We start from the raw sequence: 12,361 nt of genomic DNA, 5'->3' as shown, positions 1-12,361 counted from the left end.
CGGCGCATCGTAGGCAGCCGACCACTAAGCGGCGCCGAGCAGAGCCTATGGGCGAGCTATGGATGCCACGACGAGCCGGATCACCGGGCGGTGACGGTCAACCGCGGGCTGCTCGGCGCCGAGGGGGCCGCGACCTGCAGACCGACCCGGACCGTCTGCCCGGGCGCGAGGGCGGCCGCCCACGCATCCCCCCGGCACGTCACGGTGGACGACTGGATGCCGCACGCCATCCCCCACGCGTTGACCACGGACGTGGCGCCCGGCGAGGACCACGACACCGTCCACGCGGTCACGGGACCGCCGGTCGCGGTCACCGTCAGTTCGGCGACGTACCCCTCGCCCCACGTGCTCTGCGGGATCCAGGTGGCCGCGATCGTCGCGGGAGCGGAGACGCCGGTCGGCTTCGGTGTCGGGGAGGGCGTGGGCGTCGGCGTCGGGGTCGGGGTCGCTGCCGGCTTCGGCGTGGCCGTCGCCGTGGGTTTCGGCGTCGCCGTCGGCTTCGGCGTGGCCGTCGCCGTGGGTTTCGGCTTCGGCGTGGCCGTCGGCTTCGGCGTCGCTGTCGCCGTGGGCTTCGGAGTCGCGGTCGGGGTCGGCTGCGCGACCGGGGTCAGGATCGGCGCCAGCGCCCGCAGCTTCGCGGTCTGCGGGGTGCGCCAGTCGTCGGCGACCAGGCCACCGGTGTCTCCGCTGTTGGGGTTGAACGACCAGTAGGCGTAACTGATCCCGCGATCGGCGAGGTAGGCCACGAGGGTGGACAGCCACTTCTGGTCGCTCGCGGTCTCGAGTTTCGTGCCGAACTCCCCCAGGAGCACCGGAGCGATGTTCTCCTTCGCGAGGTAGCCCCAGTTGGCATCCCACAGCGCTTCCAGGTTGGCGGGGTACCGAGGGTCGGCGAACCAGGACTGCGCGAACACGGAGGCCGGATAGTCGTGCGGCGAATAGACGACCCGGTTCGCGACCGAGAGCGTGACCGGTGCAGAGCGGGCATCCTTCAGGCCCCCACCCCACCACGTGCTCGACCCGTCGTTCTGCCGCTCGACGCCCTCGACGATGATCAGCAGCCGCGGGTTGACCGCCAGCACGGCGTTACCCGCGCGGGTGGCGGCCGCACGCCAGTCCCGGGCGGGGTCGCCGCAGTTCCAGCACGCCGGTCCGTGCGGTTCGTTGTGGAGGTCGACGCCGATGACGGTGGGGTCGTCCTTGTAGCGGGACGCGAGCATCGTCCAGTCGTCGATCCAGCGCTTCTCCGAGTACTGCGCGGTGTACCAGAGCTCGCTCTGCGCGCCGGAGTCGGGACGGTGTCGGTCGAGGATGACCGACAGCCCGTGGGCCTTCGCCCGCGCGATCACGGTGTCCAACAGCTGGAGGGGCGTCAGCTTGTCGAGCCCAGGATTGACGTTGGCGTTGATGGAGGTCGTCGTGGACGCCGAGAGACACTCGTTCGAGAACGGCAGCCGGAGGGTCGTGAACCCCATTCCGGCGATGGTCGTGAGGCCCTCGTCGAGCGAGATCGACCACAGCCCGTGCGGGGCGCAGTTCGACGTCTCCATTCCGAACCACGCGGCAGCCTTGATCGTGTACGGCGCCCCGGTCGAGGTCACGATGGTGGAGCCGCGGGTGGACAACCATCCCGGTGGGCTCGCCGCCGAGGCCGCGGGAGCCGTCACCGCGCCGACCACGAGCAGACCGACGATCGACGCGAGGGCCACCGCGCGCGTCCATGCACGCCGTGGCCACGTCCGGTCTTCCGCCATGCCTGCCCCTGCCCGTTCGGGCCATCGTATCGGTCGGGCGCGTCGACCCGGCGAGCCCGCCCGCTCATCGTGCGTCCACCGCCCCGGGAGAGCGGTGGGCGCGATGCACGACGAGTGCGAGGTGGAGAGCAGCGAGGACCTCACCGTCGTCGAGGTCGACGCCGAGCACGCGCTCCGCGAGATCGAGGCGCTGGTAGAACACGGAGCGCGAGACGTGGGCCGCCGCGGCGGCGGCCGTGCGATTACCGGGGTGCGCCACCATCGCGGACAGGGCCGCGAGCAGGTCGCGGCGCCGCGCCGGCGGGGCGGCGAGGATCGGGGCGAGGAGGTTCTCGCCGTGCTCGAGCAGACGGTGGTCGCCGCGCAGCGCGGAGACGAACCGGACGAGCGGATGCCGCACGACCCAGTGCACCTCACCCTCCGGCAGATCGCCCACTTCCGCGAGATCCAGCGCCTGCTCGAGGGAATCGAGCAGACGCGGCACGGCGGCTTCGTCCGTCGCCCCCTCCACGCGGGGGCCGACGGACAGGCGCGCCGGCGGCCCGTCGCCGCGCGAGCGCGCGAGAAAGCGGTCGGCGGCCGCTCCGGCGAACGTCGTCGACGAGGGAAGAGCCGCGAGGACCGGCATCCATCCCGCCGCTCGCTCGGTGGACCCGCGAGGCGTTCCGCACAGGGCGCGGCCGCCGAGCTCGGACGCCGCGGCCTCGACGGCGGCGACCGTGGCGCCGTCGGTCGCGAGACCGAAGAGGGCGGCCCGGCCGAGATCCACGCCCGCGGCACCGAGCAGGGCGACCACCTCTTCCGCCGAGCCGTAGCGTCCGCCGAGGAGCGCGTCCATGAGCCGCCGACGGCCGAGGCGCGCCCAGTCGTCGCCGTCCGGGTCGGCCAGGCGCCCGAGCGCGAGCGCGGTCGCGCCCTGCTCGAGCACCGCGCGACGCCCCGCCGGATGCCCGGGCCCCGCGAGGGCCACGAGCGTCGCCCAGCGGATGCCGCGGGCTTCGACGGGCACGATGGAGCGGCCGTCGTCGCCGTCGTCGCCGAACCGGCGCGACCGCTCCTGCCAGTCGTCGAGCACCGCGGGAGTGGCATCCGCGAGTTCGGCGACGATGACCTCGTGCGCGAGCGACTCCAGGACGACGGGGGCGCGGAGCGTGTGGGCGAGGCGTTCGACGACGTAGTCGGCGGGCGCCCCGCGGAGCGCGAGGGAGGTGAAGAGTGTGCGCACCTCGTCGCGGGCGCGCAGGGCGGCGGTCTGGTCGTCGATGATGCGCCGGTGCACCTGCTCGGTGACGGAGACGAACTTGATCTCGCGGTGCAGGGCGATGAGCGCGAGACCCGCGGCGGTTGCGGCCTGAACCACGACGGCGGGGACGTAACGGTAGTGCGCGCCGAGCTCGATGACGATCCCGACCAGGCCCGCGCGGACGAACTCGGCGACGAGGGCGCGGAGGTCCGCCGGTTCGGCCGGCCACGCGGACGCCGTCGTCAGGAGCAGCTCGCCGCCCTCGAGGAGCCGCGCGACTCCGGGACTGTCCGACACGTGCACCCACCGCACGGGCGTCGACAACGCGTCGCCGCCGACGAGCACCTCGGGCGCTCCCGCGCTCAGCGCCGGCGACTCGAGCACCTCGGCGAGCGTGGGGAGCCCGCGGTCGAGCACGGCATCCGCGGCATCCGGACGATCTGTCCGGTCCGGACGTTCTTCGCGACGATCAGCCATGCGCGCCAGCCCCTCCCCGTGCCGCAGAATCGGCAGTGAACACCCTACGGCGCTCCCGGTCGATCTGTCCGGACGGCCGGGAATCTCGAGGAGGATCCGCATGACCGTCATCCACCACCACATCAACGGCGAAGCCCGCGGTGCCGCGGAGCGGACGGGCGACGTGTTCGACCCGGCCACCGGACGCGTCCAGGCGCAGGTCGCGTTCGCGACCACCGCCGAGGTCGACGAGGCCATCGCCGCCGCCAAGGCCGCCCTTCCCGCGTGGCGGGCGACGAGCCTCATCAAGCGCGCCGACGTGTTCTTCCGCCTCCGCCACCTCCTCGTCGAGCGCACCGACGAGCTCGCCGCCATCATCACCGCCGAGCACGGCAAGGTGCTCTCGGACGCCAAGGGCGAGATCAGCCGCGGCATCGAGAACGTCGAGTTCGCCGCCGGTCTCGTGCACCTGCTGAAGGGCGAGCACGCCGAGCAGGTCAGCCGCGGCGTCGACGTGCACTCCGTGAAGCAGCCGGTCGGCGTCGTCGCGGCCATCACGCCGTTCAACTTCCCGGTCATGGTGCCGCTGTGGATGACCGCCTCGGCGATCGCGTGCGGCAACACCGTCGTCCTGAAGCCGAGCGAGAAGGACCCGTCGGCGTCGCTCTTCCTCGCCACGCTGTTCGAGGAGGCGGGTCTCCCGGCCGGCGTGCTCAACGTCGTGCACGGCGACAAGGTCGCGGTCGACGCGCTGCTGGACTCCCCCGACGTCCGCGCGGTGAGCTTCGTCGGCTCGACGCCGATCGCGAAATCGATCTACTCGCGCGCCGCCGAGAACGGCAAGCGCGTGCAGGCCCTCGGCGGGGCCAAGAACCACATGGTCGTCATGCCCGACGCCGACCTCGACTCCGCGGCCGACGCCGCCGTCTCGGCTGCTTACGGCTCTGCCGGCGAGCGCTGCATGGCCGTGTCGGTGCTCGTGGCGGTGGGCGACGACGTCGCCGATGCGCTCGTCGAGAAGGTGGCATCCCGCATCCAGGGCTTGAAGATCGGCCCCGGCACGGATGCCACGAGCGAGATGGGTCCGCTCATCACGCGCGAACACCGCGACAAGGTCGCCTCGTACGTCACGGGGGCCGCCGCCGAGGGCGCCGAGGTCGTCGTCGACGGCACCACGCAGCAGTTCGAGGGCGACGGCTTCTTCATCGGCGTCTCGCTCGTCGACCGCGTCGCCCCGGGCATGAAGGTGTACGACGACGAGATCTTCGGACCCGTGCTCTCGGTCGTCCGCGTGAAGACCTACGACGAGGCCGTGGCACTCATCAACTCCAGCCCCTTCGCCAACGGCACCGCGGTGTTCACGCGCGACGGCGGCACGGCACGCCAGTTCGAGTTCGACATCGAGGTCGGCATGGTCGGCGTCAACGTGCCGATCCCCGTCCCGGTCGGCGCGTTCTCGTTCGGCGGGTGGCGCAACTCGCTGTTCGGCGACTCGCACATCTACGGGCCGGAATCGATCCACTTCTACACCCGCAGCAAGGTCGTCACGACCCGCTGGCCCGACCCGAGCGAGAGCCAGATCAGCCTCGGCTTCCCGAGCAACCACTGACCGCACGGCATCCGGAAAGGAACGCATCATGACGCTCACCTCCCCCGACCTCGCCGCCGACGCGCAGGTCCGCGCCGACGACCGCGCGCACGTCTTCCACTCCTGGAGCGCCCAGGCGCTCATCGACCCGCTGCCCATCGCCGGCGGCGAGGGCGCGACGTTCTGGGACTACGCCGGCAACGGCTACCTCGACTTCTCGTCGCAGCTGGTGAACCTGAACCTCGGCCACCAGCATCCCGACCTCGTCGCCGCCATCCAGCGGCAGGCGGGCGAGCTCGCCACGATCCAGCCCGCGATGGCCAACGGCACGCGCGGCGAGCTCGCGCGGCTCATCGCCGAAGTCGCGCCCGAGGGCTTCTCGAAGGTGTTCTTCACCAACGGCGGAGCGGATGCCAACGAGAACGCGGTCCGCATGGCGCGCCTGGTCACGGGCAAGCGCAAGGTGCTCGCGATGTACCGCAGCTACCACGGCAACACCTCCACGGCGATCACCCTCACCGGCGACCCGCGCCGCTGGGCGAACGAGCCCGCGGACGCCTCGGTCGTGCACTTCTTCGGCCCGTACGCCTACCGCTCGGCCTTCCACTCGGCATCCGAGGAGGAGGAGACCGCCCGCGCGCTCGAGCACCTCGAGCAGACGATCATCCTCGAGGGCGCGTCGACGATCGGCGCGATCATCCTCGAGACCGTGGTCGGCACCAACGGCGTGCTGGTGCCGCCGCCCGGCTACCTGCCCGGCGTCCGCGCCCTGTGCGACAAGTACGGCATCGTCTACATCGCCGACGAGGTCATGGTCGGTTTCGGCCGGATCGGCGAGTGGTTCGCGGTCGACGCGTTCGACGTGGTGCCCGACCTCATCACCTTCGCCAAGGGCGTCAACTCCGGCTACGTGCCGCTCGGCGGAGTGGTGATCTCGGATGCCATCGCCCACCACTTCGACACCGTGACGTTCCCGGGCGGCCTGACGTACTCGGGCCACCCGCTCGCGTGCGCGCCCGGCATCGCAACGTTCGAGGTGTTCCGTCGCGACGGGATCCTCGCGCGCGTGCGCGACCTCGGCGAGCGCGTCGTCGGTCCGCGCCTGCGGGAGATGGCCGAGAAGCACCCGTCGGTCGGCGAGGTGCGCGGCCGGGGCCTCTTCTGGGCGATCGAGCTCGTGCGCGACCGCGAGACGCGCGAGCCGCTCGTGCCGTTCAACGCTGCGGGAGCCGACGCCGCTCCGATGGCCGCGTTCGCCGCGGCGTGCAAGAAGGCCGGGCTGTGGCCGTTCACGCACTTCAACCGCGTGCACGTCGCCCCGCCGCTGGTGATCACCGAGGACGAGCTCGTCCGCGGCCTCGACATCATCGACGAGGCCCTGTCCGTCGCCGACGGTTTCGCCGATGAGGCGGCCGCGGCGTGAAGACGTTGACGAACCTGGTCGACGGCGTCCTCACGCCGTCGACCGGGCGGCTGCTCGACCTCGTGAGCCCCGTGACCGGCGAGGTGTACGCCCAGGCTCCGTGCTCGACCGAGGAGGAGGTGGATGCCGCGTTCCAGGCGGCATCCCGGGCCTTCGCGTCGTGGCGGCTGACGACCCCGGCCGCGCGCCAGCTCGCGCTCTTCCGCCTGGCCGACGCGCTCGCCGACCACGCGGAGGAGTTCGCCGACCTGGAGTCCGAGGACACCGGGAAGCCCCGCGTGACGCTCGTCGCCGACGAGATCGACCAGTCGGTCGACCAGCTGCGCTTCTTCGCCGGCGCCGCGCGCGACCTCGACGGCCGCGCGGCCGCGGAGTACGCCGAGGGGTTCACGTCGTACGTGCGGCGCGAGCCCATCGGCGTCGTGGCGCAGGTGACGCCGTGGAACTATCCGCTCAACATGGCGATCTGGAAGATCGCGCCGGCGATCGCGGCGGGGAACACCGTCGTGCTGAAGCCCAGCGAGACGACGCCGCAGACGACCCTGCGGCTGGCCGAGCTCGCCGCGGAGATCCTCCCGGCGGGCGTGCTCAACGTCGTCCTCGGCGATCGCGAGACCGGTCGGGCGCTCGTGGAGCACCCCACCCCGCAGCTCGTGGCGATCACCGGGTCGGTGCGCGCGGGCATGCAGGTCGCGGAGTCGGCGGCGCGGCAGGTGAAGCGCGTGCACCTCGAGCTCGGCGGCAAGGCGCCCGCGATCGTCTTCCCGGATGCCGACCTGGATGCCGCGACCGCCGGGATCGCGCAGGCGGCCTTCTTCAACGCCGGGCAGGACTGCACGGCCGCGACCCGCGTGCTCGTGCACGCGTCGCTGCACGACGCCCTCGTCGAGCGTCTGGTGGCGTACGTCGCGGAGAGCGTGAAGGTGGGCGCACCGGACGATCCCGACGCCTTCTTCGGTCCGGTGAACAACCCCGACCAGCTCGCCCGGGTGCAGGGCTTCGTCGATCGCCTGCCGCCGCACGCGCGCGTCGCGACCGGCGGACATCGCGTCGGCGACACCGGCTGCTTCTTCGCGCCCACGATCGTCACGGGCCTCCGCCAGGACGACGAACTGGTGCAGCAGGAGGTGTTCGGTCCCGTCCTCGCGGTACAGGCGTTCGAGGACGACGCCGAGGCGCTCGAGATGGCGAACGGCGTGCCGTACGCGCTCGCGGCATCCGTCTGGACCCGCGAGCACGGCCGCGCGCTGCGGTTCAGCCGCGACCTCGACTTCGGGTGCGTGTGGATCAACGCCCACATCCCGTTCGTGTCGGACATGCCGCACGGCGGGTTCAAGCACTCCGGCTACGGCAAAGACCTCTCGGTCTACGGCTTCGAGGACTACACGCGCCTCAAGCACGTGATGTCGAGCCTGGCCTGACGCGGCTCAGGCGTCGGGCGTCCCCGTCTCCTCGGGGGCGTCCGGCGTCGGCTGTTCCGCATCCGTACCCGCAGCCGGGGCGTCCGGCGCGTTGCGCTGGGCGTTCACGCGCCGCGCGTAGTCGACGGCGCCCTCGAAACCGGCATCCGGATCGTCCATCAGCGCCCGCGTCGCGAGGGCGTGCACGCGAACGGCCTCGTCGTCCGACTCCGCCGCCGCGTCGACCGCGGCCCGCGCCTCCTCGCCGATCATGACGAACGCGCGGCTGAGGCTGCGGCGCGTCTCGATGTCGCCCTGACCGAGGTGACGTGCAAGCGCGCCGGCGAGGGCGGCCCGCTCGGCGTCCGGCACGAGTCCCGCCGCCGCCCGCCACGCCGCGCGCGCCACGGCGGTCTCCTCGTCGTGAAGCAGGGCGGGGGTGATCGCCGACCACGTGGCCGGGTCGCCGATCTTCGACAGCGTGTGCAGGCCCTGGCTGCGGGCCTGGGGGAACGGCGATCCCAGTTCGGGCACGATCGCGGCGACGACGAGTTCGGGGTCGTGCCGCGTCAGCGCCCACGTGAGCATGTCACGGACGAAGAAGTCCGGCTCGACGGCGCAGCGATCCACCAGCACGGCGATGAACGCGTCGTTCGGGCGGGTCCCGGCATCCATCGCCGCGCGCAGGCGCAGCGACGCGTCGTCCCGCTCCAGTGCCGTCCGAAGACCCGCCGTGATGTCGCCGTCGGCCATGCTGCGGCCCTCCCGTTCGTCGCCCCGCCCAGCTTGACACGCGTCGGGACTCCCGGCCCCGTTTCGACGCCGAAGAGGCCACGAACGACGGTTTCCGCGGTGTTACCGCGTAATAAGTCTCGATTTCATCATTGAGTAACCGATGTGAGCGCTGATACCGTCGCCACATCATGAGCATCTCCGCGGAACGGCGTCCGGTCCTCGACAGCGTGTCGAAGGCCATCGTCGAGCAGCTGCAGGAAGACGGCCGCCGCTCGTACGCCGAGATCGGCAAGGCGGTGGGTCTCAGCGAGACCGCCACCCGGCAGCGTGTGCAGAAGCTGCAGGACGCCGGCGTCCTGCAGATCGTGGCCGTCACCGATCCCCTGCAGCTCGGCTTCGCGCGGCAGGCGATGATCGGCGTCCGGGTGTCGGGAGACACCCGCGTGATCGCGGCCGAGATGGCAGAGCTCCCGGGCGTGATCTACGTCGTGTCCACGGCCGGGTCGTTCGATCTCCTCGTGGAGGTCGTCTGCGAGAGCGACGACGACCTCATCGACCTGCTGAACGACCGCATCCGGTCGCTGCCCGACGTGGTCGCGACCGAGACGTTCGTGTATTTGAAACTCCACCGACAGCTCTACAACTGGGGAACGCGATGACGCTTCACGAAATCGACCTGCAGTCCGACCTCCAGACGAAAGCGCGCGATCACCTCTGGATGCACTTCGCGCGCCAGTCCGTCATGACCGAGGGCCCGGGCGTTCCCATCATCGTCAAGGGCGAGGGGCACCACATCTGGGATGCCGCGGGCAAGCGCTACATCGACGGCCTCGCGGGCCTCTTCGTCGTCAACGCGGGCCACGGACGCCGCCGGATCGCCCAGGCCGCCGCGAAGCAGGCCGAGGAGCTGGCGTTCTTCCCGCTGTGGTCGTACGCGCACCCCGCGGCGATCGAACTGGCCGACCGCATCGCGCACCTCGCTCCCGGCGACCTCAACCACGTGTTCTTCTCCACCGGCGGCGGCGAAGCCGTCGAAACGGCGTTCAAGCTCGCCAAGCAGTACTGGAAGACCCAGGGGAAGCCCACCAAGCACAAGGTGATCTCCCGTGCGATCGCCTACCACGGGACCACGCAGGGCGCCCTCGCCATCACCGGGCTCCCCGTGATGAAGCACATGTTCGAGCCGGTCACCCCGGGCGGCTTCCGCGTCCCCAACACGAACTACTACCGCGCCGCGGACTCCGGCTTCGGGGGCGGGACGCCCGAGGAGTTCGGCCTGTGGGCGGCCGATCGCATCGAGCAGATGATCCAGTTCGAGGGTCCGGAGACCGTGGCCGCGGTGTTCCTCGAGCCCGTGCAGAACGCCGGCGGCTGCTTCCCCGCCCCGGCCGGGTACTTACAGCGGGTGCGCGAGATCTGCGACAAGTACGACGTGCTGCTCGTCAGCGACGAGGTCATCTGCGCCTTCGGCCGCCTCGGCTACTACTTCGGCGCGGAGGCGTACGACTACCAGCCCGACATGATCACGTTCGCCAAGGCCGTCACCAGCGGGTACTCGCCGCTCGGCGGCACGATCGTGAGCGACCGCGTGTACGAGCCGTTCGCGCACGGCGACGCTTCGTTCCCGCACGGCTACACGTTCGGCGGCCACCCCGTCTCGTCCGCCGTCGCGATGGAGAACCTCGACGTGTTCGAGGAGGAAGGGCTGCTCGAGAACGTCCGCACGAACTCCCCCGTCTTCCGCTCGACGCTCGAGAAGCTCCTCGACCTCCCGATCGTCGGCGACGTGCGCGGCGACGGGTATTTCTTCGGCATCGAACTCGTCAAGGACAAGGTCACCAAGGAGACCTTCGACGACGACGAGTCCGAGCGGCTGCTGCGCGGCTTCCTCTCGAAGGCGCTGTACGACGCCGGGCTGTACTGCCGCGCCGACGACCGCGGCGACCCCGTGATCCAGCTCGCTCCGCCGCTCACCATCGGTCCATCGGAATTCGACGAGATCGAACAGATCCTCCGCTCCGTCCTCACCGAGGCCTGGACGCGCCTCTGACCCGGAGCGGATGCCACCCCACCCCGGTGGCATCCGCTCCCGCCCCACCCGCTCCCGAACGGAGCGGTGCACCGCCGCACCACCCCGACACCACTCGCCCGGTCGGATCCACCCGATTCCGACCCTCCCTCCTAGGAGAAGCCACGAACGAGAACATCGGCGCCGCCGTGGCGCCCCCGTCCCACTCGGGAGCCAAGCTCGCCCGCACCCTCGGCCTGTGGTCGATCGTGGGGCTCGGCCTGGGGTACATGACCCCGACCGTCGTCTTCGACACCTTCGGCCTCGTCGCCGACAAGACCAACAACGTCGTCCCCGCCGCGTATGCGCTCGCCCTCGTGGTGCTCGTCTTCACCGCCATCAGCTACGGCAAAATGGTGCGCGTCATCCCGAGCGCCGGCTCCGCGTACACCTACGCGCGCGAGTCGATCCACCCGGGCGTCGGCTTCGTCGTCGGGTGGACCGCCCTCATCGACTACATGCTCCTGCCGATGGTGAACGCGCTCATCCTCCGCAGCTACATGGAGGCGCTCTTCCCCGACGTCCCGGGCTGGATCTGGGTCGTCGTCTTCACGGCGGGCGTCACCGGCGTCATCTACCTGACGATGCGCGGGACGTCGAACGTCAACATGATCCTGCTGGTCTTCTCGATCCTCGTGATGACCGTCTTCGTGGTCATGGTGATCGTGCAGCTCGTCGGCGGTGCCGGCGCCGGGACGCCCGTGTCCCTCGCGCCCTTCGCCCACAGCGACGTGCAGTTCGGCGCCGTGCTCGCCGGCGCGACCGTCGTCTGCTTCTCCTTCATCGGCTTCGACGCGGTGTCGATGTACTCCGAAGAGGCCAAGACGCCGAAGATCATGCCGCGCGCGATCCTCTTCACCCTCATCGCCGGCGGCGTCATCTTCCTCGTCGCGGCGTACTTCACGCAGCTGCGGTTCCCCGACTCGACGGCCTTCCCCCAGGAGGCGATCGAGGACAGCACGCTGCCCGAGATCGGCGTCCAGGTGGGCGGCCCCGTGCTGCAGGCCGTGCTGACCGCCGCCGGCTTCGCCGCGACGCTCGCCTCGTGGCTGGCCTCGCACGCCTCGGTCTCGCGCATGCTCATGGTGATGGGCCGGAACAACGTGCTCCCCCGCCGGATCTTCGGGTTCATCAACCCGAAGACGCACACCCCGACGATCTCGATCATCATCGTCGGCGTCGTGAGCCTGCTCGCCATCGCGTTCACGCTGGAACAGATCTCCGCGTACATCAACTACGGCGCGCTCATCGCGTTCACGTTCGTGAACATCTCGGTGATCGCGTGGTTCGCGATCCGCAAGGGCCTGCGCAAGACGCCGGGCGACATCTTCCGCTACATCGTGATGCCCGCGATCGGCATGCTGCTCACGGGTCTGCTGTGGGTGAACCTCGACGCGCACGCGCTGATCGGCGGTCTCATCTGGACCGGCATCGGCGTCGTCTACCTCGTCATCCTGACCCGGGGCTTCCAGCGCCCGATCGCCTCGTTCGACGAGAACCAGCCCGTCACGGGTGTGAACAAGACCGTCCCGGGTCCGCGCTCGGAGATCTGACCCGCACCGCTTCGGCCGCGGCATCCCCTCTTCCGGGTGGGATGCCGCGGCCTTCGCGTTTCCGGCTCGGCCAGCGCCGCACAACTCCTGCAGAACACGCCCCGCACCGCGTTGGCGACGGATGCCACCGCGGTCCGCCGG

At 70.9% G+C, this 12,361-nt stretch carries 9 protein-coding genes; 6 read left to right on the top strand and 3 right to left on the bottom strand.

Features of this window, described 5'->3' with window-relative positions; all coding sequences use genetic code 11:
* Positions 1–80 precede the first annotated feature (80 nt).
* Positions 81–1,754: a cellulase family glycosylhydrolase gene (locus AVW09_RS04895; RefSeq protein ID WP_063256950.1), complete on the bottom strand. Its 1,674-nt coding sequence runs from the start codon at positions 1,752–1,754 to the stop codon at positions 81–83.
* Positions 1,755–1,818: 64 nt separating this feature from the next.
* On the bottom strand, positions 1,819–3,474 hold the full coding sequence (locus tag AVW09_RS04890) for a helix-turn-helix domain-containing protein (RefSeq protein WP_082822821.1): 1,656 nt from the start codon (positions 3,472–3,474) through the stop codon (positions 1,819–1,821).
* Between the two features lie 100 nt (positions 3,475–3,574).
* Here AVW09_RS04890 and AVW09_RS04885 point away from each other — a divergent pair, with 100 nt between their 5' ends.
* The 3 genes from AVW09_RS04885 to AVW09_RS04875 are packed head-to-tail and all read left to right on the top strand — an operon-like array spanning position 3,575 to position 7,885.
* Positions 3,575–5,062, top strand: coding sequence for a CoA-acylating methylmalonate-semialdehyde dehydrogenase (locus tag AVW09_RS04885; RefSeq protein WP_063256948.1), 1,488 nt, complete (start codon positions 3,575–3,577; stop codon positions 5,060–5,062).
* A 28-nt stretch (positions 5,063–5,090) separates the two neighbouring features.
* Entirely contained in the window at positions 5,091–6,464 is a 1,374-nt protein-coding gene (locus tag AVW09_RS04880) for an aspartate aminotransferase family protein (RefSeq protein WP_063256947.1), read from the top strand.
* Positions 6,465–6,469: 5 nt separating this feature from the next.
* On the top strand, positions 6,470–7,885 hold the full coding sequence (locus AVW09_RS04875; RefSeq protein ID WP_442922733.1) for an aminobutyraldehyde dehydrogenase: 1,416 nt from the start codon (positions 6,470–6,472) through the stop codon (positions 7,883–7,885).
* Positions 7,886–7,891: 6 nt separating this feature from the next.
* Here AVW09_RS04875 and AVW09_RS04870 read toward each other — a convergent pair whose 3' ends face one another.
* The gene (locus AVW09_RS04870) at positions 7,892–8,617 is read right to left on the bottom strand and encodes a HEAT repeat domain-containing protein (protein ID WP_082822820.1); all 726 of its coding nucleotides are present in this window, start codon (positions 8,615–8,617) and stop codon (positions 7,892–7,894) included.
* A 170-nt stretch (positions 8,618–8,787) separates the two neighbouring features.
* On the opposite strand from AVW09_RS04870, the gene AVW09_RS04865 reads away from it, so the two are divergent.
* The 3 genes from AVW09_RS04865 (at position 8,788) to AVW09_RS04855 (ending at position 12,220) form a co-directional block, all read left to right on the top strand.
* On the top strand, positions 8,788–9,258 hold the full coding sequence (locus AVW09_RS04865) for an Lrp/AsnC family transcriptional regulator (protein WP_022878024.1): 471 nt from the start codon (positions 8,788–8,790) through the stop codon (positions 9,256–9,258).
* On the top strand, positions 9,255–10,649 hold the full coding sequence (locus AVW09_RS04860; protein WP_063256945.1) for an aspartate aminotransferase family protein: 1,395 nt from the start codon (positions 9,255–9,257) through the stop codon (positions 10,647–10,649). The genes AVW09_RS04865 and AVW09_RS04860 overlap by 4 nt, the downstream gene beginning before the upstream one ends.
* Before the next feature lie 215 nt (positions 10,650–10,864).
* Positions 10,865–12,220, top strand: coding sequence for an APC family permease (locus AVW09_RS04855; protein WP_063257059.1), 1,356 nt, complete (start codon positions 10,865–10,867; stop codon positions 12,218–12,220).
* Positions 12,221–12,361 lie beyond the last annotated feature (141 nt).

Source organism: Microbacterium sp. T32 (assembly GCF_001619615.1).
Lineage (GTDB): Bacteria > Actinomycetota > Actinomycetes > Actinomycetales > Microbacteriaceae > Microbacterium.
Note: the sequence above shows the minus strand (reverse complement) of the source record. Positions and strands in the feature narration are given on the sequence as shown.